At 38.8% G+C, this 21,891-nt stretch carries 18 protein-coding genes; 5 read left to right on the forward strand and 13 right to left on the reverse strand.

What is annotated here, in order from left to right; translation table 11 throughout:
* Positions 1 to 4: 4 nt before the first annotated feature.
* Genes NSQ74_RS02770 through NSQ74_RS02780 form a run of 3 tightly spaced genes read left to right on the forward strand, consistent with a single transcriptional unit; the run spans position 5 to position 4,211 of the window.
* Positions 5 to 1,726, forward strand: a complete 1,722-nt coding sequence (locus NSQ74_RS02770) for an ABC transporter permease (RefSeq protein ID WP_340821393.1) — start codon at positions 5 to 7, stop codon at positions 1,724 to 1,726.
* Between the two features lie 26 nt (positions 1,727 to 1,752).
* A complete protein-coding gene (argH, locus tag NSQ74_RS02775) occupies positions 1,753 to 3,267 on the forward strand; it encodes an argininosuccinate lyase (protein ID WP_340821395.1) in 1,515 nt (504 codons plus the stop codon).
* Positions 3,264 to 4,211 carry an N-acetylglucosamine kinase gene (locus NSQ74_RS02780; RefSeq protein ID WP_340821396.1) on the forward strand — a complete coding sequence of 316 codons (948 nt, stop codon included), beginning with the start codon at positions 3,264 to 3,266 and terminating at the stop codon, positions 4,209 to 4,211. Before argH ends, NSQ74_RS02780 begins: the two co-directional genes overlap by 4 nt.
* Positions 4,212 to 4,966: 755 nt before the next feature.
* Here the strand turns inward: NSQ74_RS02780 and NSQ74_RS02785 are convergent.
* The 4 genes from NSQ74_RS02785 to NSQ74_RS02800 all read right to left on the reverse strand — a co-directional run bounded on the left by NSQ74_RS02785 (position 4,967) and on the right by NSQ74_RS02800 (position 8,988).
* Positions 4,967 to 6,259, reverse strand: coding sequence for a transglutaminase domain-containing protein (locus NSQ74_RS02785; RefSeq protein WP_340821397.1), 1,293 nt, complete (start codon positions 6,257 to 6,259; stop codon positions 4,967 to 4,969).
* 141 nt (positions 6,260 to 6,400) lie between these two features.
* On the reverse strand, positions 6,401 to 7,546 hold the full coding sequence (locus tag NSQ74_RS02790; protein ID WP_340821398.1) for a transglutaminase domain-containing protein: 1,146 nt from the start codon (positions 7,544 to 7,546) through the stop codon (positions 6,401 to 6,403).
* Between the two features lie 382 nt (positions 7,547 to 7,928).
* Positions 7,929 to 8,189 carry a metal-sensitive transcriptional regulator gene (locus NSQ74_RS02795; protein WP_010857552.1) on the reverse strand — a complete coding sequence of 87 codons (261 nt, stop codon included), beginning with the start codon at positions 8,187 to 8,189 and terminating at the stop codon, positions 7,929 to 7,931.
* A gap of 100 nt (positions 8,190 to 8,289) precedes the next feature.
* Positions 8,290 to 8,988, reverse strand: a complete 699-nt coding sequence (locus NSQ74_RS02800; RefSeq protein WP_340821400.1) for a glycosyltransferase family 2 protein — start codon at positions 8,986 to 8,988, stop codon at positions 8,290 to 8,292.
* A gap of 153 nt (positions 8,989 to 9,141) precedes the next feature.
* On the opposite strand from NSQ74_RS02800, the gene NSQ74_RS02805 reads away from it, so the two are divergent.
* Positions 9,142 to 11,079: an SEL1-like repeat protein gene (locus NSQ74_RS02805; protein WP_340821401.1), complete on the forward strand. Its 1,938-nt coding sequence runs from the start codon at positions 9,142 to 9,144 to the stop codon at positions 11,077 to 11,079.
* Positions 11,080 to 11,231: 152 nt separating this feature from the next.
* On the opposite strand, the gene NSQ74_RS02810 is transcribed toward NSQ74_RS02805, so the two are convergent.
* From NSQ74_RS02810 to NSQ74_RS02835, 6 genes are all read right to left on the reverse strand, one after another.
* Positions 11,232 to 11,636 carry a hypothetical protein gene (locus NSQ74_RS02810; RefSeq protein WP_340821402.1) on the reverse strand — a complete coding sequence of 135 codons (405 nt, stop codon included), beginning with the start codon at positions 11,634 to 11,636 and terminating at the stop codon, positions 11,232 to 11,234.
* A gap of 72 nt (positions 11,637 to 11,708) precedes the next feature.
* Entirely contained in the window at positions 11,709 to 13,079 is a 1,371-nt protein-coding gene (locus tag NSQ74_RS02815) for a HAMP domain-containing sensor histidine kinase (protein WP_340821403.1), read from the reverse strand.
* A complete protein-coding gene (locus NSQ74_RS02820; RefSeq protein ID WP_340821405.1) occupies positions 13,076 to 13,750 on the reverse strand; it encodes a response regulator transcription factor in 675 nt (224 codons plus the stop codon). Before NSQ74_RS02820 ends, NSQ74_RS02815 begins: the two co-directional genes overlap by 4 nt.
* Before the next feature lie 313 nt (positions 13,751 to 14,063).
* Positions 14,064 to 15,161 carry a DUF1648 domain-containing protein gene (locus tag NSQ74_RS02825; RefSeq protein ID WP_340821406.1) on the reverse strand — a complete coding sequence of 366 codons (1,098 nt, stop codon included), beginning with the start codon at positions 15,159 to 15,161 and terminating at the stop codon, positions 14,064 to 14,066.
* A 1-nt stretch (position 15,162) separates the two neighbouring features.
* Positions 15,163 to 15,558: a GntR family transcriptional regulator gene (locus tag NSQ74_RS02830; RefSeq protein ID WP_340821407.1), complete on the reverse strand. Its 396-nt coding sequence runs from the start codon at positions 15,556 to 15,558 to the stop codon at positions 15,163 to 15,165.
* Between the two features lie 95 nt (positions 15,559 to 15,653).
* Positions 15,654 to 16,541 carry a LysR family transcriptional regulator gene (locus NSQ74_RS02835; protein WP_340821409.1) on the reverse strand — a complete coding sequence of 296 codons (888 nt, stop codon included), beginning with the start codon at positions 16,539 to 16,541 and terminating at the stop codon, positions 15,654 to 15,656.
* A 122-nt stretch (positions 16,542 to 16,663) separates the two neighbouring features.
* Between NSQ74_RS02835 and NSQ74_RS02840 the strand changes: the two genes are divergently transcribed.
* Positions 16,664 to 17,329 (forward strand): O-methyltransferase, encoded by a 666-nt coding sequence (locus NSQ74_RS02840; RefSeq protein WP_340821411.1) that lies wholly within the window; start codon positions 16,664 to 16,666, stop codon positions 17,327 to 17,329.
* A 47-nt stretch (positions 17,330 to 17,376) separates the two neighbouring features.
* Here the strand turns inward: NSQ74_RS02840 and NSQ74_RS02845 are convergent, their stop codons facing one another.
* From NSQ74_RS02845 to aceA, 3 genes are all read right to left on the reverse strand, one after another.
* Positions 17,377 to 18,546, reverse strand: coding sequence for a pyridoxal-phosphate-dependent aminotransferase family protein (locus NSQ74_RS02845; RefSeq protein ID WP_340821412.1), 1,170 nt, complete (start codon positions 18,544 to 18,546; stop codon positions 17,377 to 17,379).
* A gap of 275 nt (positions 18,547 to 18,821) precedes the next feature.
* A complete protein-coding gene (gene aceB, locus NSQ74_RS02850; RefSeq protein WP_340821413.1) occupies positions 18,822 to 20,420 on the reverse strand; it encodes a malate synthase A in 1,599 nt (532 codons plus the stop codon).
* Positions 20,421 to 20,518: 98 nt separating this feature from the next.
* A complete protein-coding gene (gene aceA / locus NSQ74_RS02855; RefSeq protein ID WP_340821414.1) occupies positions 20,519 to 21,802 on the reverse strand; it encodes an isocitrate lyase in 1,284 nt (427 codons plus the stop codon).
* Positions 21,803 to 21,891 lie beyond the last annotated feature (89 nt).

The raw sequence follows: 21,891 nt of genomic DNA on the forward strand, positions 1-21,891 counted from the left end.
CCATATGGAAAAACCACCTGTACAATCTTATCAAAATAATGCTTGGACACGGCTAACACAATCGAAATGGTTTGTTTATATATTAATTTCACCATTGTTTTTAGTGTTGTTTGCCTATGTGATTTATCCTTTCTATCAAACTTTTCTTCAGAGCTTTTCAGAGGATAATGCACTTACGTATTATCAAAAGTTTTTTAGTCTCGCTAGCCCTGCGAATCTCGAGGCACTCTGGACTAGTTTGTATATATCTATTATTAGTGTTATTTGCTGTGCAATTGTTGGTATTACAATGGCCTTTTTATTAGAACGCTATAATTTCCCTGGGAGACGGATACTATCTATTTTAGTATTAGTGCCAATGGCTCTTCCACCGCTTGTTGGTGTACTTTCATTTACTTTTCTTTACGGAGAAAGTGGAATTTTCCCACGTGCGATCCAACATTTATTTGGACTACAGCAAGTACCCTTTTCTTTAAAAGGCATATGGGGTGTAATCGTTGTACATACATTTACAATGTACACATACTTCTATTTAACCGCTTCGGCTGCTATTAAAGGATTGGATCCATCATTAGAGGAAGCAGCAACTAGTTTAGGCGCAGGGCGTATTCGTGTATGGACAAAGGTTATATTGCCAATGCTGACACCTTCTATTATTGCATCTGCATTACTTGTATTTATGATATCTATGGCATCCTATACTGCGCCGTTAATGTTTGGTGTCGAACGAACAATGACCATGCAAATATACTTATCACGAACAAATGGTAATTTGGGGATGGCCGCTACACAGTCAATGATTTTATCTTTTGTGTCCATTTCATTTTTAATCATTATGCGCTGGTACCAAAATCGTAGAAACTATCAAAATTTGAGTAAAGGCATTAGCGTTCATCGCTCTGAAGTTTCCTCAAAATGGATGAAAATGATTGCTACAATTGCTTCCTTTGGCGGTACACTTATTTTAATTTTACCAATATTAGTGCTTATTTTAATTTCTTTTTCAGTAGATGGTGCCTGGAAAACTCAAATTCTCCCCACCGACTACACACTCGATCATTATATAGCGCTTTTTACTGACGAACGAACATGGAGACCAATTTGGAACTCTATACAAATGGGCGTCGTCGCAACGTTCGGTAATGTAATTTTCGGTGTTGCAGCTGCCTATGCAATGGTTCGCCTAAATTTTAAAGGTAAAACATTGCTTGATATTTTAATTATGGTTCCTTGGGCATTGCCTGGTACTGTAGTTGCCGTCAATTTAATTGCAGCCTTTAGTACTGAAAATATTTTCGCCTTTAACCAAGTACTTATCGGTACATTTTGGATTTTACCATTAGCTTATTTTATTAGACATTTACCCCTCGTTTTTCGTTCAACATCAGCTTCCCTCGTGCAATTAGATCAGTCTATCGAGGAGGCATCGCGAAGTCTAGGCGCAAACTGGTGGTATACGTTTAGACGGATCGTACTACCGCTTACTTTTTCGGGAATATTAGCAGGAACTCTGCTAGCACTTGTTCAAAGTTTAGGTGAGTTCGTAGCCTCTATTCTTATTTACAGTACTTCTACAATCCCGCTGTCTGTTGCTATATTTCAAAAATTATATGCCTTTAAATTTGGAACTGCATGTGCTTATGGCGTTTTACAGATTTTCTTAATTTTAATTGTGCTCATTATTTCCGAAAAGCTATCAAAGGGCAGTGCTGGCACAGCCATTTAACTGTCATCCTATAGGAGGCCATTCATATGTTTGAAGATTTCCGCAACAAAATCCAGCAGGAGGATGGAATGATTTTTCCTTCAAATATTTATCGGAAAATTGTTTTGCAACCAGCTTATGACGAAGCGAAGAAAAACTTTTTAACAATTATGCTTCAAATTAATATTGCTCACTTAAAAATGTTAGAAGAACAAGGACTAGTAAAAAAAGAAGAAGCGAAACAAATTGCTATGGCGCTAAAAAAACTAGACTTGAACTATTATCGAATAGAAGATTATAGCCCGCAATACGAGGATTTATTTTTCCGCATTGAAAATAAATTAATAGAACTTGCTGGTGACGTTGCTGGAAATCTCCATATTGGTAGAAGTCGTAATGATATGGGTATCGCCATTTATCGAATGACATTGCGCAAAAAGTTATTAATGCTTATGGGGGAATTGCTTAAATTACGAGGTGATTTAATTGCTTCAGCTGAGGAGCATATCGATACAATTATGATTGGCTATACACATACGCAACAAGCACAACCAACCACTTTTGCACATTATTTAAAAGCCGTAATCGATCAACTCGATCGAGATTTCGAGCGCATGCAGCATTGCTATCAAACAGTTAATCGGAGTAGCATGGGAGCAGCCGCCTTAACGACTACAGGCTTTAACATTAGCCGTGAGCGCATGCGAGACTTACTAGCTTTTGATGAAATTATCGAAAATGCCTGGGATGCGGTTGCTGGTGCTGACTATATCTCTGAAGCAGCAAGTATTGTACAGCTTGCCGCCCTTAACCTCGGACGTACATCTCAGGACTTTTTATTATGGGCTACACAGGAATTTAACGCATTTACACTAGCTAGCCCATACGTTCAAATTAGCTCGATTATGCCGCAAAAACGTAACCCTGTTTCCATTGAACATACACGCTCATTACTATCTGCAGTAGTCGGAGACGCTAGTACAGTTCTACAAATGGTACATAATACACCGTTTGGTGATATCGTAGATACAGAGGACGATATGCAACCATATTTATGGCGAGCTATAGATCGATTAATAGGTATTTACAAATTATTTGGTTCACTCGTTGTTACAATGGATGTAAACAAGAAGAAGCTCCGAAACCGCGCGGAAAACAGTTTTGCAAATGTAACAGAACTCGCTGATACATTAGTCCGCTCCGAAGGTATTTCATTCCGCCAAGCCCATAGTATCGTCAGTAAGTGCATTAAAGTATTACTTGCTCACGGTGAAGAATCACTCGCTAGTCTGACATGGAGCCTAGCTAATACACAATCCAAGTTGGTTACTGGCAAACCTTTAATTATTTCTGAAGATGATTTTTATCATACTTTAAAACCAGAGTTTTTTGTAAGTGTACGAACATTATTAGGTGGCCCTTCACCTGAAACAATGCGAGCATCAATTGAGCGAGCAAAGGTAAAGGCAGATACCCTACTTGAATGGGTTCAGCAAAAGGAATTCGCCATTACAGAGGCGGAAAAGCAATTAATTTCGTTTATAGAGGAATGGGATCAATGAATGAATGGCTGCTAATTATTGATGGTGGTGCAACTAAAACGGCATGTGCAATCGTACATGCCGAGTCAGGTGAAATACAATATACAACATCATTAGGAGGGTCCAATTACCAGGCTATAGGTGTGGAGTCTGCTACGGATATATTACGAACATTATTAGCAAAAGCTCGTGTATTTTTACAAGCGCAAGCTAACTCAAAAATCGCTATCGCCACGTTTGCTATGGCCGGGATTGATTCACCCAATGATCATAAAAATGTTACGGAAATTCTCCATGATGCAATTACAGCGGCACAGCTACATATCCAGATGCTTATTATCGAAAATGATGCTGAAGCTACCTTATTAGGTGTCACTGCTGGACAGGCAGGTGCACTACTCATAGCAGGGACTGGTGCAATTGCGTACGCATTCGATGGTATACATATCGCACGTTCTGGTGGCTGGGGCCATCGTGCAGGCGATGAAGGTAGTGGCTATTGGCTAGGGCAGGAAGTTTTACGGGCCATTTTTCGCATGGAGGATGGACGAGGCGAGGCGACGATATTAAAAGATGCCGTCTATAACTATTTACGTATTCAAGATGTCACGGAGCTAGCAGCATGGTTATTCCGCCCATCTTATACAAATGCACAATTAGCAAAAATGAGTGCATTTTTAGCCGATGCAGTTGCTAAGAAAGATGCTTGCGCTATTCATATCTCTATACAGGCTGCCCATGAGTTAGTGCTTCTCGCTTGTGCGGTACTAAAGCAAATTGGCTATCAAGGCGAGCCTTTTCACTTTTATTGTAATGGTGGCGCTCTAAAGCATAACCCGCTAATTTTAAAAACATTTTCCCAGGAAATGACCTCAATGTACCCAAAAATCCAAGTTACTTTGTGTCAGCATCAACCAATACATTATATTATTGAACGCGCAAAAAGGGCGTATGACAATCGTTAATGTCATACGCCTTTTTTTGGATTTACTAACGTGTTCAGTTGATTGGAGTGGAAGGCGGAGACTCCTGCGGGAATGCACAAAACGTAAGACGCAACAATCCGCGCGACAGCGAGGGTTGCGGCTTACGATGTGCCCGCGGAAAGCTTCCGCCCTTAGCGGAAATCAACGGTAGTAGTCATCTATATTTATTTTATATAAAAGAAGACTGTAACTATAGGCGATATAGCCCTAACTTTTGGCATTTATCCTCTTCGTGGTCATTAAATAGAATATTTTTACCAAGGCATTCCGTTAATTGGAGCGGCGGGCGGCGACTCCTGCGGGAACGCACAAAACGTAAGACGCAACAATCCACGCGACAGCGAGGGTTGCGGCTTACGATGTGCCCGCGGAAAGCGTCCGCCCATAGCGGAAATCAACAGTAGTAGTCATCTATATTTATTTTATATAAAAGAAGACGGTAACTATAGGCGATATAGCCCTAACTTTTGACATTTATCCTCTTCGTGGTCATTCAATAGAATATTTTTACCAAGGCATTCCGTTGATTGGAGCGGCGGGCGGCGACTCCTGCGGGAATGCACAAAACGTAAGACGCAACAATCCGCGCGACAGCGAGGGTTGCGGCTTACGATGTGCCCGCGGAAAGCGTCCGCCCATAGCGGAAATCAACAGTATTATTTATTTAAAATGTAAGATGGCTATAGACCATTTTTAATGTCATACGCCCTTCATCTACACTTAATTGGCAAAAATTATAGCTGCATTTTCTTTAGCTCATCTGTCATGAAATATAAATAGCCGTCCTTAATAAATAAATCCTTCGTGTCTTCCCTATTTAACACTTGTTCACCGCTTCCATCAGGGCGAATTTTTGTTAAATAAGCGCCATGCGAATAATTACTAAAGTATAACCATCCATCAGCATAAACAATATATTGCGCACGCGTTTTAGTGACACGCTGAGCTTTTCCTGTAGTCATATCAAGCACGTACAATTTATTGTCATCAGAAATACTGCTATAAAATAACTGAGTTCCTACTTGTGCGGGAAAATCGATATCTTGATAGTAGCTATAAATGGTACTTGTTGCTTTTGGATAATCATTTGCTATCCATGTATGATCACGCGCCATTGTACGATCATCTACTAAAAAATATTGATACCTTATGGCACCGTTCCGATCAGGCACAGGATCATTCCACGTTGTATCAAGATGATACCATTGACCGTCAAGTTTCACTAAATTCCAAGCATGCCCTTCCTTACCGACATAGCCAACAATATATTGAGTCTCAAAGCCAAGTTTTTGTAACAGTGTATGTGCTAATAACGCATAGCCCTGACAAACACCACCATGCTCAGCAAGCACGGTATAAGCACTATGTGGACTTGACTTCGTTTGTTCTGTATAAGCCGTATTCGCTACTATATAATCATTAACGGCTCTGACCTTCTCCACATCTGTTTTCGCGTTTTTCTCAATTGTGGCTACTATTTCTTGAGCGTTCATCTCAACATAAGCTGCTTGCTCTGGCGTCATTAAATAGCTTTGTTCCCCAAAAATTTTGGCAGTTTTTCTCCCATATTCAAAGCGTATGGAATGCTTACTAATATGCCCATACACAAAATCATCTCTTTTAATTGCACTGTCATAGGCATCTTCTACAATCTTCTCGATTCGTTCTGTACTTCCCTTATATTGAATCTCATAGGTTGGTGAAAAGCTACTATAATAGGCATACATCGCATCTGCCATTTCCTTTGCATTTGTAACAACAAGCTTTGTCTCAGGCTGCTGTACGACCGGAGAAGAAACGGCTAGCTTTTGTTCCTTCACATCTTCAGGGTTTGCTGTTTGTATTGAGGCATCTTCTGAAAATTTAGTGGTAACATCAACAATTTTCTCCTTTGTTGCTAATAGCACCGTTTCAATGTCATCATTATTTGCCCACGTAACAACTTGTTTTACTGTCGCTTTACCCGCTGTATAAATTGGTTCTAAGAAAATGATAAGTATTGCAATAATAGCTAGCTTTTTCCACAAAAATCTTCACCTCACACAGTTTCACTACTTTCATTATATACAAAAAAAACACAAAGAACTCAATTAGGAGCCCTTTTGTGCTTATAAATATATATGCATTGAACATGTGATATAGAAGCTTTCTGTTTATCACACTATAAATTAGTTAATTTTTAGCTTTTGCTCTTTACCATTAACTTTATATACTAAATATCCGCTGTTAATCAATAGATCAGATACCGATTGTTTAACAACTACACTCGTTTTTAATGTTTTTAAATTTAGTTTTGTTAAGTAACCGCTATTACTATAATCGCTATAATAAAGATTGTCTCCAACACCTGTAATATAAAGTGCTCGCGTATTAATTACCTTAGTCTTCTTACCACTTACCAAGTCGAGTTTATACAATTTATCATTATCTGCTGTGTTGCTAAAGAATAAAGTATTATTGATTTGGTGTGCAAAATGTACATTTTGCATAAAATTATATGCTGTACTTGTTGCCGCAGGGTAATTTGAAGTAATCCAATTATGGTCTTTCTTTAGCTGAGCATCCGTTACAAGGAAATAATCATAGGAAGATGCCCCTATGCGATTTGGTAACGGATCATTCCATGTTGTATCCAGATGATACCACTTGCCATCAACCTTCACCATATTCCAAGCATGTGCTTCATTGCCATTCACATAACCTACTACATATTTAGTTTCAATCCCTGCTTGCTCTAACATTTTATATGCTGATAAAGCATAGCCTTGGCATACAGCTTGTCCTTCAAATAATAATGCGTAAGCGCTATGTGGACTCGCCTTTGTTTTTGTACCATAAGTAGTATTGGACACTATATAATCATTAATGGCTTTTACTTTTTGAAATTGTGTCATAGATGGCTTAATAATCGTTTTTAATATGCCATCAATCTTTTTCTGAACGGCAGATTCTTGTGCTGGAGTCGTAAAGTATTTCACTTTATAGGTCACGTTGCCTGTGGAATCAGCAGTCATAGTCATTCCTTGAAGATGACCACTGGCATAAGTAGCCTTTTGCTGTGCCTCTTCAAATGCTTCCATTAACTTTTTGTCGAAACCTGTCATTGAACCACTATATGTAACTTTAATTTCTGTAGCAAAATTGTTAAGTTGCATTACTATTTCATTTGTTAGTTGATCGAATGTTTCTATCTTAGTGCTTGCCACCACATTGTAAGCAATTGGTGCTTGCATATTTAAAGGCTGGCTTTGTGCATGGGCTATAGTTGGGCTTAACATCAACAATGTTGCACTGCTTAATATCCATTTTCTCAAAATAACTCACCTTCTCTTTTATAATATCTTTATCCTAATTATAAAAGAGAATATTACTTTAAATCTATCATACAAGTTCACTACATATGACCTTTTTCTACATTTATCGAAGTAAGCATTTAGGTTTTTAAACCTATATAAAACATAAATCTAATAATTAAAAGTATTTTTTTGCATATTCATTAACTTTCACCTAAAACATCTTATATAATCATAATAACGAAACAAGCCCCGCCAGAATAAATTCTATCGGAAACTGAGACAAATAAGCCCCTAAACAAAAGTGGCTTACGATTCTCCGACAAAACTAAAAGAGGCGAGACTTGTCGTTTAACAAGCTTCTATATAAGGTAAGAGCTTAAATATGCTTTAACGTTGGATACTAACGGCTTTTGACAACTAAATTTACAGCTTCTTGAATAACTTCATTCATTTTTTCGCCGTCACCCTCAGCATTTTGTACACATTCTAACAAATTTGTACTAACAATTACGCCTACCGTACGATCTACCGCAGACCGCACTGCGGATAATTGTGTAATAACGGCTTTGCAATCTTTTTCTTCTTCCATCATTTTTAAAATACCGCGTAGCTGACCTTCCATTCGCTTCACACGATTTTTCACTTGATCTGAATATTCCACATTCATTACCCCTTCTTTTATACTCGCTGCGTCAAGTTGAGTAATTATTATTCTTATCCTAGCACAAAATATTAGAAATACACGTATTGCATTACGCTTACTACGGTTTCAAATATTTTATAAGCATCTTAGCCATTACTGTACCTGTATTTGTTAATTCATCATATTGAATAATTGAATTCTTTTTTAAGCGTAGCTGACCAATTTCTACTTCGAAAATTGGACATTTTCTTTTTAGGGCCGCGACAAGCATATTTGTATCGTATTCAAAACGATCACCTTGTACCTCTATAAGCCATGGTAATTCTTTGATTTCTATGTAACGCAAGCCAGTTTGTGTATCCATTAGCTTTTTATGAAACAGTATTTCAAACAGTAAACTAGTTGCTCGGTTCCCCCAATACGAAAAGAACGTACTATCGGAGGAATGGAAATTGCGGATTCCTAAGACAATGCCTTCTGAAAACACTTTTGTCATAGTCAATACTAATTTGATATCCTCTAACGTATGCTGTCCGTGTGCCCCTACTGTTAGAACACCCTGAAAACCCGCTCGTTTAGACCGAATATAGGAGAAAGCTGTTTTTAACGCTCCACCCTTCCCAATATTCTGTTCGTGTTGGAGAACTTTACATCTATCTATTTTCTTTAACTCTTCAAAAATATTTTCATATTTTTTATCGCTACCATCATTAACAATAACAACTTGAGAAATTGAGGTGGCTAATAATTGATGTACAAATGTTATAAATGATTGTTGCGGATTATATGTTGGAATAATTGCTGCAATTTTTTTCATCCATCAATCCCTCCAAAGACTATAAACTAACTCTTAAATCAAATAGTATCATACTGAAGACAATTCAACTGAGGAATTCAATGGAAAATGATCAATAACACTAATAATTTCCCGATATATGAAAAAAAGACTATTACCGTTAGTTAAGAAGAGGTGATTACAATCGTCATACAATACGATATCCTTCACGAACAATGTGAAAAATTACATATTTTATCGTTCACACATATAGCACAAAGCTTACAGGATGCTAGTAACCACGCTATTACACAGCCATCAATTTCTTTACAAAAGTCACGCCTCGTCCTTGAGGAGATAGTCTATGACTTTTACGAGCTGGAAATGCAAGCAAAACCTAAACAAAAAAATATCCGAACACTATTAAATAATCGTACCTTTATCTCAAACATTCATCCACGTCGTATTTATTTACTAATGGAACTTGTATTTAAAATGACAAGTACTAGCAACAATGACATCGTTGAAGCGAAAGCAGCTAAAATTGTCCTCGATTATGTTAGTGATATCGTTGAATGGTTTATTCACCGTTATGATCGTAGCCTGAAAGCATCTATTTCGACTCGAAAATTTCCTAAATTTGAAGATTTATTGCCTCCACTTGATACGAAGACGCTCGATCAATACTCAGCTAAAGACTATGAACATGCTGCTAGTTGGTTTGAAATTTCTGCAAAAAAGGGCAATGCAAGTGCACAATACAATTTAGGCTTCCTTTATAACCACGGTCGAGGTGTTCAAAAAGATTATGCGACAGCCAAGATGTGGTATGAGAAAGCAGCCGCACAACATGATGCTAATGCACTTTATAGTCTAGGGGTGCTTTATCATTTAGGACAAGGTATTGAGCAAGATTATGAAGAGGCCGCCCATTATTATAAGTCTGCGGCGGATTTAGGAAATGCCGACGCACAGTATAATCTTGGTGTACTTTACAATCAAGGGCTAGGCATTGCTATTGATTTTGAAGAGGCAGCAAAATGGTATATTTCAGCAGCCAACCAAGGCAATACAAGTGCACAAAATAATCTTGGCTTTCTCTATCATAATGGAACTGGTGTACAACAAAGCTTTGAGGAGGCAATAGCTTATTTTGAAATGGCAGCACTTGCAGGAGATGCAAGTGCACAGTATAACCTTGGCTATATGTATCTAAAAGGCCGTGGCATCTCACAAAATGTTGAGGAAGCTGCGAGATGGTTCCACCTAGCTGCCCTTCAAGACCATACGAATGCAGAGTTTCAATTGGCCTTACTATACAATACAGGACAGGGCATACAGCTAGATCACATTGAAGCAATAAAGTGGTTTAAACTTGCGGCTCATAAAGGGCATACCAATGCCCAATATTGTCTCGGCCTACTTTACCAAAAAGAAAAAGATAGTACGCGTGCGGAAAGATGGTTTCAGCTTGCCGCTGACAATGGACATATTAGTGCTGGCTATGAGCTAGGCCTTCTTTTCGTCTATCAGATTCAACAGCCTGACAAAGCATTACAGTATTTTATACTTGCCGCTGAAAAAGGCTATGCTGATGCTCAATTCGAACTTGGGTTGTTATATGCTAACGGTGTTGGTGTTCCATTGAATTATGCCAAAGCAGTTCAATGGTGGAGAGCTGCAACAGACCAATCTCATATTCAAGCTGAATATCAATTAGGATTATTATATGAACAAGGATTGGGCGTCTCCCAAGACTTAGATGAGGCTAGACGTTGCTATAGACTTGCTGCTATTCAAGGGCATTTAGGCGCACAATATCAACTTGGCAATTTATTTGATAAAGGCAAAGGAGTAAAGCAAGATTTCACGGAAGCAGCTAGATGGATTGAACAAGCAGCTTCTAAAGGACATGCTAAAGCTCAATACCAGTTAGCTCAAATGCATAGCAATGGACAAGGTGTCCCTAAAGATTTTGCGAGGGCTGCCCAACTTTACCGACTTGCTGCAAATCAGGGTCACCAAAAAGCTCAGTTTCAGCTTGGCATGCTTTATAAGAAAGGACAGGGTGTAGCTCAAGATTATAACGAGGCAACACGTTGGCTTAAAAAATCACTAGAGCATTTAAATTGATAGATGCTTAGGCGACTACTAACTCTAGTTTAAATGAAATGGCAAGCCCGCTTCTCGAACGAAATCAACGGTTACTTAAAAAAATAAGCAAACTCAAATTTTTTTGAATTTGCCTACCCATTAACCGCGTCTCATACTGGCGCGGTTTTATATTAATTTTTCATTCCCTCTTTTTGATTTACCATGAATGTCACAATAATAAATAATGCAAAACTAATTAACAAAGTGGTACCACCTACAATAAAGAAAATTAAAGTAAATGTATGACCAAAGTTAAAAGGATTAATATTGTAGAACCACATACCAAGTGTTAAGCCAAAAACTCCAATAATCGCTGTCCAGCCATGTAATGCTACTAATTTTTGCGATTTCACTTTAAATGCACGGTAAAAAATGCCCCATGCAAACATACTTAACCAGCCAACGAGTAAAACATGCGCGTGAATTGGTCGAAATTCATAACTACCTGACCCTGACATATGCGACCCTAAGTACGTACCCACTAAAGCAAAAATCGCTGCGAGTCGAATAAGACGTAAACTCCATTTTTGTTCCATACGATAACTCCTCCAAGTTTCAACTTACATAGAAGTTTATCGATTGAACATGAACTTTACATGAACTCTATATTACAATTTTGGTAGGTGTATACAAACGCTTGTCCCTACGTTAATTGCACTTTTCATTTGCACTTCCCCACCGTGCAATTCAACAATTTGTTTTACAATGGCAAGGCCGAGACCTGTCCCCTGTTTCGTTCTTGACTCATCAGCTCGATAAAAACGGTCATATACCTTTTGCAATTGCTCCGCATTCATTCCAATACCGCTATCCTCTATTAACACTTCTACAAAAGTAGATTGTTCTTGAAGATGTATGTGAATTTCTCCCCCATTAACATTGTATTTAATGGCGTTTGTTAATAAATTATCCCATACATTTTGTAGTAGCCCCGCATCACCTTTATACGTTACTGGCTCAATCTGATACGATAACTGCACATTAGCTTCCTCTAACTGCCAACGATATTTGCGCACAGTCTCCTTCAATTGTTCATCTAAATTGTACGGTTCTCTCTTTAGCATTCTAGTCGATTGATCGAGTGATGTCAGGAGTAACAGTTGCTTCGTCAATGTCGAAAGTCGCTTCGTTTCTAGCTCTATAATTGTCGCATATTCTTGTCGTTCTGGTTCAGAAAGCGTAGGGTTTTTCAGTAAATCTACATAGCCTTGAATATTCAATAAAGGCGATTGAAAGTCATGAGATACATTGCTTATAAATAGTTTACGAATTCTATCATTTTCCTGTAATTTTTCTGTCATCACATTAAAGCTATCTGCCAGTTGTCCAATTTCATCCGCTCGATCTATTTCAAGCAACGTATCAAACTTTTCATGAGCCAGTTGATGTGTTGCTTCTGTTAACTGTGTAATCGGTCTAATTAATGCCTTTGCAAATAGCAGCATAGCAAGTAAACTTAGCACAGCCATTCCAAGGATAAGACCTCCTAATAGCGTATGCGCCTCAGAGAACAACAATCGAATATCTGGTCTAATAAACAGTGCATACTGTTCGTTATTATACGTAAAGGGTACACCAATGGTATTAATGAGTTCATTCGCAAAAAAGCCTGTCATAAAGGTCTCTTTTGGGAAATCACGCATCCCATGATAGACTTCTCCTTCTAAAACATGCTGGATTACATCTGCCGACAATGTTTTATCTCGGTATTCGCCACCAAAAAAGCGATGATCCTCTCCCGTTGTAACATAAATTTGATAACCAATCTCTCCAAGTGTTGTTAAATAGCTATCTAAATCCATTTGCTTCGCTGATTCGATATAATCGACAATATCCTCTGCAATTGCAACATTTTTAGCATCATTTTTTCCTTTAGTTACTTGATGATAATACGTATTCGTCATTAAAAACCCAATGCATAAACTGCCAATCATAATGAGCATCGTTGTGACAACAAACTTACTATATAACGTCTTCATGTCGAACTTACCTCAAGCTTATAACCGACGCCACGTACCGTTGTAATCTCAACATCTGTTTCGTAGCGATGCAAGCGCTCGCGAATCCGCTTCACATGTGTATTTAACGTTTGCTCGTCTCCTTCATAGTCGTAGCCCCATACTTGCTCCATAATAATGCTACGTGTAAAAACTTGATTTGGTCGAGAGGCAAGTAGCGCCAATAGCTCGAATTCCTTTAAAGGCAAAATAAGTGTTTCTCCACCAATCGTAACCTCAAAGCTACGTCGATCAATTTCGAGCTTACCAACCTGTATTGTTACCTGATTCTTTTTATCAAGCCTACGTAAAATCGCTGCAATGCGAAACAGCAACTCCTTTGGCTCGAACGGTTTAACGACATAGTCATCTGAACCCGCTAAAAAGCCACGCTCCTTATCTTCTAGCTCTCCTTTTGCCGTTAATAACAGCACCGGAATATCGTAATCCTTACTTAAAATTTCAGTTAGCGTAAAGCCATCCATTCCTGGCATCATAACATCAACAACTGCCAAATCGGGCATATTTCCATCAAGCAATTGCAAAGCTTGCTCGCCATTCTCTGCTTGCAATACTTGATAGCCCTCTCGCGTTAAATAAATATTGACTAACTGTAAAATATGAACGTCATCATCGACAACTAAAATTTTCATTTATCCTTGCCCCCATTCAATATATTGCACTAGGAGTTCAGTTCCTAACTTACTCTTTATGTAAAAAGGGCACTGCTAGCAGTGGAAATTGTTTGAGTGACTGGCACTTACTATTGACTACTTTCTGTGCAAAAATCTACTTCCAGCATAAGCCGCATCCCTCGCTATGCGCGGTTTGTTGCGGCTTATGCACTGTGTTGTTCCCACTGGGAGACTTCTTGGATTTTCACTTATATTTTCATAAAACCCACAGTTAACATTGGAAATTGTTTGAGTGACTGGCACTTATGCGCTTTTTGACAACCTCTTTATTTTATAATGAAAATATTGAAACCAACAGCAATATAAGTAATGGCAAGCCGATGACGATATAGCCTCTTGGGTTTGCAAAGTTCATTGTCCAACCTACACCAAAACGTTTCTCCACAAACACTGATGGATCCTGACGATTCATATAAATAAGACCGCCCTTCCAATAACGATCCTCATCAATATCCATTACCTCTGACACCACATTATCTTTATAATTCAATCGTAACTGTCGCTTTTTCCATGCATATACAAGCACTGAACCTAATATTAAAACTAGGAAAGCAATAAACAATGGTAATAGTTTTTTTCCTTCAGCCATCGAAGGATAAATATTACTTAACTGTAGTATTGTAAATAATCCCGTTAAACTATAGCTGACCAACGCTATATTCCAGCTCATAAATTTCCGTGTTTTTAATTCGCTTTCCAAAGACTCCTGCTGATGGTTGATAGACAATCGAATTGCAGAGCGCTTAAGTGAATCCGCAATACCCCACATCATACATTGCATCATTAACATGACTAGTGGTAGTGAAACCGCAGAAAAATACGTTTTTTCTTGCCACGCATCTGCCGCTCCGCTTGGTCCCCAATGTACCGCAACAGCATTTGGTATTTGTTCATAATGTAACAACGTAAACATAATGAGGAAAACAGTAACACCGATAGGCACCACATAAAATGGCCAAGGTAGTATTTCATCACGACTACGGGCTGTTAAATCGACAGCTCTCACTTGTTTTATATTTAAGCCCCATCGTTCACGCAGTTTCAGCTTCATCACTTTTTGATGATTCAACCAATATAACACCATACTGACCGCAAGCATCCCAAATAAACAGCTAAGTAAAAGAATGCCCTGAGCACTTTCAGCAGGAGCGAGCAACCAGTAAAACACAAACATGATTATTAAAATTATCGCTCCAAAAAGACCTACTATTTGCGCATAGCGCTTTTTCGCAATCGCTAATGCAGGATGCTTTACATTTTGCTCCGGTACGGTAACTCCAAATACGATTGTCTCACGTACAATATAAGGGACAAAAATTTGCATAGCTAATGTCATAATATACATTATTGTAAAAATACCTAGTAGCATGCTACACCCCTTCTACTGGCAGTTGCAAGTCAGCAAATACCTTTTTCATCATGTGCTCAATTTGATCAGCTGTTGCGCCGAGCACCATTCCTTCTGCCACAACAGGCTTTAAATTTTTTTCAATCTGTTGCAACTGTTCAGGCGTTAATGCACGCTCCTCAGTTGATCGAATAATTGCACCTGATTTAGCGCGAATTGTAATGATTCCTTTTGCCTCAAGCTCATGGTAACTCTTATTAACCGTATGCATATTAACACCTAAATCAGCCGCTAAACTACGCACAGATGGCAACATATCACCTGGTCCCATGTCTCCCCTTGCAATACCCTCTATAATTTGCCGTGTAACCTGTTCATAGATAGGCACATCCGATAAGGGCTCTATTTGAATAAACATCTATATCAGCTCCATGTTTGTTATACAGTTAGTATAACAAAATTCGAGTTTTATGCATAGAAAAATTGGGGTATCTCGGAAGGACTTAAATTTTTCTATAAAGAATTTTTTATCGTATCAATAAACTTATTTACAAGTAAACTTTGCTTCTCATTTTTCCTTGTACAAATAGCAACTTTATGTTTACTATGTATCCCCTGTACATATACTCTTGCCAATTGCCCACTATGAACATACTCTTTAACCGCAAGTGATGAAATAAAAATTGCGCCATATCCAGCCATAACCGATCGAATTGTTTCATTTATTCCACTAAATTGTAGTGCAATTTTTGGAGGATTTACTTGATGGGTTTCACAAAGTGAAAAGAGGTGATCTCTCATGGAGCTCCCTTCCTCTCGCATTATAAAAGGTTCCTTCATCATATCCGCTATAGAAATCGTTTGATTTGCATATAAATGTTCGGGTGCAACAACAAACCACAGCTCGTCTTCAAAGAGCTCCTCCCATAATACTTCCTCAGGTCTCTCATATATTCCACCACCGTAAATAGCAATATCCGCTTTATAGTGTATAAGCTGCTCAAATGCTTCTTTCGTATTGGCCGTTGTAACAACTAAATTAATATCTTCATTTAAGCCTTTAAAAGTAGCTGCCCATTTTGGAATTAAAAAATTAGCAGGTAAATAAGTAGCAACAATATGAATAGACCCCGTCTTGGCAAGGCGAAAGTCTTCAATAAAAGACTCAATGTGTTGCTCAAGAGAAATAAGATTTTGCGCCTTTTCCGCTAGCGCCTCACCAAATTCAGTCAATACGATGCCTCTGCCTTGCTGTTTAAATAATGGTACGCCTATTTCCTGCTCAAACCTTTTAATTTGGCTAGAAACTGCTGGTTGACTAATATGCAATATTTCAGCAGCCTTTGTAAAACTACCTGTTTTAGCTACTTGGTAAAATAATTTTAATGCGTGACTATTCATACCTTCTCCTCACTCATAACTTAAAGTTATGTATTAGTAATTATTATATATTTTTATTATAGTTCATTTTATCATACACTTTAGTTGCAGTTTAAATCACTATGGAAACGAGGAATTATACTATGTTAACTAACAATGTTTGGCATGATGTGGATGAATATTTTATTGATAAGCTAATTCCATTTGATGAAACAATGGAGAATGTCCTACAAACAAATAAAAATGCTGGCATTCCTGAAATTGATGTATCACCCACACAAGGAAAATTACTTTACCTGCTAGCAAAAATAAAAGGTGCTCAAAATATTTTAGAAATTGGTACACTTGGTGGCTATAGTAGCATATGGCTTGCTCGTGCGCTCCCTGAATCAGGAAAGGTTTACACTCTAGAGATTGAACCGACGTATGCAGAAGTGGCGAAGCAAAACATCTTAAAAGCAGGTTGTAGCAGCAAAGTCGAAGTAGTGGTAGGAAATGCATTGCATTCATTGCCTACAATTAAAAATTCAGGCCCTTTATTCGACCTTATTTTCATTGATGCCGATAAACCGAATAATCCTCAATATTTAAAATGGGCTTTAGAATTAGCGAATAGTGGAGCACTTATCATTGCTGATAATGTAGTGCGAAACGGTGAAGTCATCGATGATAAAAGCGAAGATGAACGTGTGCAAGGTGTGCGTCAATTTATGGATTTATTAGAACACGAACCACGTATCGAATCTACAGCCATTCAAACCGTTGGAATTAAAGGATATGACGGTTTCATCCTAGCAATTGTTAAATAACGAAAAAGGAGATGTCTCACGCATTTGTGAGACATCTCCCTCTACTATTACATAGTCACTACTGCTAATTCTTCATTCAAACGTGCAACCGCTTCTTCTACTGCTACTACGTGTCCTAATTCATTGAGTGATTCACCGATTAGTTTCACGGCTTGTTCAAGCATAGCAGGTGTTGTATTACCCATATGCCCAATACGGAATGCTTTACCTGCTAAATGTGCCAAAGAACCAGCGACAATTACGCCTTTTTCTGCAAGCTTTGCTCGGAACTTGGCATCCTCTACTCCATCAGGATAGAGCATACAACTTAAAGTTGGTGCTGCTACAGTCTCATCAGCAAGTGCTGCCATGCCATACGTAGATAATGCGAAACGCACAGCACGTCCATATGCTTTATGGCGCGCCTCACGCTTCGCAATCCCCTCATCTAAAACAATCTTCATAGCAACATCATAAGCATAAATTAAATTCACAGGTGGTGTTGCAAAATATTTTCCTGGATCATTCATGACTGGTATCCAGTTTTCAATATCGCAGTAGTAGGCTGGTATCGTGCCAAGTGCTTCGCGAGCCTTTAAAGCAGATTGATTAAACGCAATAATCGCTAATCCAGGTGGTACACCAATAGCCTTTTGTGAACCAGTTAATACAACATCCAATTTATAGTCAGCGTGCCCATATGCTTTATTCATATTTTCATCCAATGCGGCTGTTGCAACAACTCCATCTAAAATTATAAGAGCCCCCGCTTGTTTAATAATTGGAACTAATGCATCTAAATCTGAAACAACACCTGTAGATGTATCTGCATGTGTAATTGTGACTGCTTTAAAATTACCCCCAGCTAATTTTGCCTTTACAGCAGCTAGTTCAACTTGTTTACCCCACTCTGCCTGTAGCACTTCTACTTGAATACCATAAGCAGTTGCTAAAGGTGTAAAACGATCCCCAAAATACCCATGACTAATGACGAGTATTTTTTCTCCCTTGCCCACTGTATTGACAATCGCCATTTCCATTGCTAGCGTTCCTGAGCCTGCTAGTACAAACACCTCGCCATCCGTTTGGAGCAGTTCTTTTGTTTGGACTAATGCATTTTTATAAATCGCAACAAATCGTGGATCTGTATGCCCACGCGTCTCGCTCGCCAAAGCATCATATATCTCATCAACTACTGGTGTAGGACCTGGAATTAATAGCATTTCCTTATTGCCCATTTCTTTTCCCCCTCATAATGTTTTCCTGTGTATAGAAAAATGCCTTACAAGCCCCCCATCTAAGCTCGTAAGACATCTTGCACCCCATTTTTAAATCTCATTACTTACCATTAATATAAGTAGACCCCTTTTATTAAACAGTGCTCATTGTGTATAAGTAAAGAACAGGGGAACAGACCCCGCTCGTTACATTAGTGGAACTCATGAGCTGCATTCGAGTTCAGCCCACTGTATTTTAGAAAAGTAGGATATGTTCGTTAGTAGATTCCTATTAATTAACTTAATTTTTCATAGCCTGGAAGTGTCAAGAATTCCACGAACTCATCTTGTTCAATTAAAGATTTAAACAGTTCAGCAGCTTCATCATAGCGACCACTGTTATAAGCCTGTTCCCCAACAGCCTCTTTAATTTTCACAAGCTCTTCTTCCAAAACTTCTAGCACGAATGCTAATGTAATACCTCTTCCATCATCTAAAATACCCTTTGGATGACGAATCCATTGCCATACTTGTGTACGGGAGATTTCTGCTGTTGCAGCATCCTCCATCAAGTTGTTAATCGGTGCAGCACCGTTGCCTCGTAACCAAGAAGCGATGTACTGAACCCCAACACTACAGTTAATTTGAAGACCTTCAAGTGTAATTGTACCTTCTGGCACAGCCACTAAATCTTCAGCCTTAACATTCACATCTTCGCGTTTTTTATGAATTTGATTTGGTGTCTCCATAATCGCATCAAACTGCTCCATAGCCGTTGCAACCATGCCAGGGTGTGCTACCCAAGTCCCGTCATGACCATCAGTTGCCTCACGACGTTTGTCTTCAGCAACCTTTGCAAATGCTACTGCATTCGCTTCGTCATCCCCTTTTACAGGAATTTGCGCCGCCATACCGCCCATCGCAGGTGCGTTACGTTTATGACATGTTTGAATACATAATGACGTATAAGCCTTCATAAATGGAACTGTCATCGTTACTTGACCGCGATCAGGTAAAATCACATCTGGTTGATTACGCAGGCGTTTAATATAGCTGAAAATATAATCCCAACGGCCACAGTTCAGACCTGCTGAATGGTCGCGAAGCTCATATAAAATTTCATCCATTTCAAAAGCAGCCAATATTGTTTCAATTAAAACTGTAGCTCTAATTGTACCTTGTGGAATACCGATGTAATCTTGTGCAAAGACAAAAACATCATTCCACAAACGAGCCTCTAAATGGCTTTCTAACTTTGGCAGGTAGAAGTATGGACCCGTACCTTTTGCTAGTGCATTTTTAGCATTGTGGAATAAATATAGAGCAAAATCAAAGAAACTACCTGATATAGGTTCCCCATCCACTAGTACATGCTTTTCAAGTAAATGAAGACCTCGTGGACGTACTAATAATACAGCTGTTTCATTGTTTAATTTATATGTTTTACCATTTGATGCTTGTGTAAATTCAATTGTCTTATTAATGGCATCACGCATATTGATTTGACCAGAAATCATGTTTTCCCATGTCGGAGCAGATGCATCTTCAAAACAAGCCATGAACATTTTCGCACCAGAGTTCAACGCATTAATAACCATTTTGCGGTCTACTGGTCCAGTAATTTCTACTCGTCGATCTTGTAAATCCGCTGGCAGTGGCGCAATCGTCCAATCTCCCTCACGGATATGCTTTGTATCTGGTAGGAAGTCGAGTTTCTCACCAGCATCAAGACGTTTTTGACGTTCTTGCCGAGCCTCTAAAAGCTCTTTACGACGAGCATCAAACTTTTCATGCAGGGCTAGAACAAACTCAAGGGCTTCCGGTGTTAAAATTTCTTTTGTTTGCTCGTTTTGTTCCCCAACAATAGTAAGCTTACCTGTAGTTACCTGTTCCATTAGTAGTTCCCCACCTCTCGTGATTTAAGTTTCCCCCGCTTAGGAGGTGCGAGGGAAACTTATCTATGATTATGAATTTAGGAATTAACGTAATTGAATTAAACGAATTGTTCAGTTTCTGTAGATCCTGCCATTGCTGTTGTTGAAGAAGTACCACCTGAAATAACTTGTGACACATCATCGAAGTAACCTGTACCTACTTCACGTTGATGACGAGTAGCCGTATAGCCTTTAGATTCAGAAGCAAACTCTGCTTGTTGTAGTTTAGAGTATGCAGCCATTCCGTTATCTTTATAGTCATGAGCTAGCTCAAACATAGAGTGGTTTAATGCATGGAAGCCTGCTAGCGTTACGAATTGGAATTTGTATCCTAGTTTTCCAAGCTCGCGTTGGTATTCTGCGATTTCTTCTTCTGAAAGGTTTGCTTTCCAGTTAAATGAAGGTGAGCAGTTGTAAGCAAGCATTTTACCTGGGAATTCAGCATGAATCGCTGCTGCAAATTCGCGTGCTTCTTCAAGTGATGGCTTAGACGTTTCACACCAGATTAAATCTGCGTATGGTGCATATGCTAAACCGCGGGCAATTGCTTGTTTGATACCTGGTTTTGTACGGAAGAAGCCTTCAGGTGTACGTTCACCAGTTATAAATTCTGCATCACGTGGATCGATATCTGAAGTTACCATATCTGCTGCATCAGCGTCCGTACGCGCGATTAAAATTGTATCTACGCCCATTACATCTGTTGCTAGACGAGCTGCAATTAAGTTACGAACAGCATTTTGTGTAGGAAGTAATACTTTCCCACCTAAGTGCCCACATTTTTTCTCAGAAGCTAATTGGTCTTCTAAATGAACACCTGCAGCTCCCGCCTCAATCATACCTTTTACAAGTTCAAATACATTTAGAGGACCACCGAAACCAGCTTCAGCATCTGCAACGATAGGCGCAAACCAATCAAAGTCATCTACACGACCTTCAGCATGATCGATTTGATCAGCGCGTTGTAGTGCTTGATTAATACGTTTTACTACAGCTGGTACAGAGTTAGCTGGGTATAGTGATTGGTCAGGATACATTTGTCCCGAAAGGTTAGCATCGGCAGCTACTTGCCAGCCTGATAAGTAGATTGCTTGTAAACCTGCTTTTACTTGTTGAACCGCTTGATTACCAGTTAGTGCACCTAATGCATTAATGAATGGTTCTTCATGTAGGGATTTCCAAAGTCGCGTAGCACCTTTAGTTGCTAAAGTTTGCTCAATTACAACAGACCCCTGTAATTTAACTACTTCTTCAGCTGTATATGCGCGCTCAATACCAGCCCAACGCGGGTTTTCTGCCCATTGTTTTTCTAAAGCTTGGATTTTTTCTTGACGTGTTGACATATTGAAATTCCACCTTCCCCTTTGTATAAAATATACTCTGTTAAAAAACTTTTTAAAATCTGTTCCATAACAGGTTTATTTGTTGTAAA

It is taken from the genome of Lysinibacillus sp. FSL W8-0992, from assembly GCF_038008685.1.
Classification (GTDB): domain Bacteria; phylum Bacillota; class Bacilli; order Bacillales_A; family Planococcaceae; genus Lysinibacillus.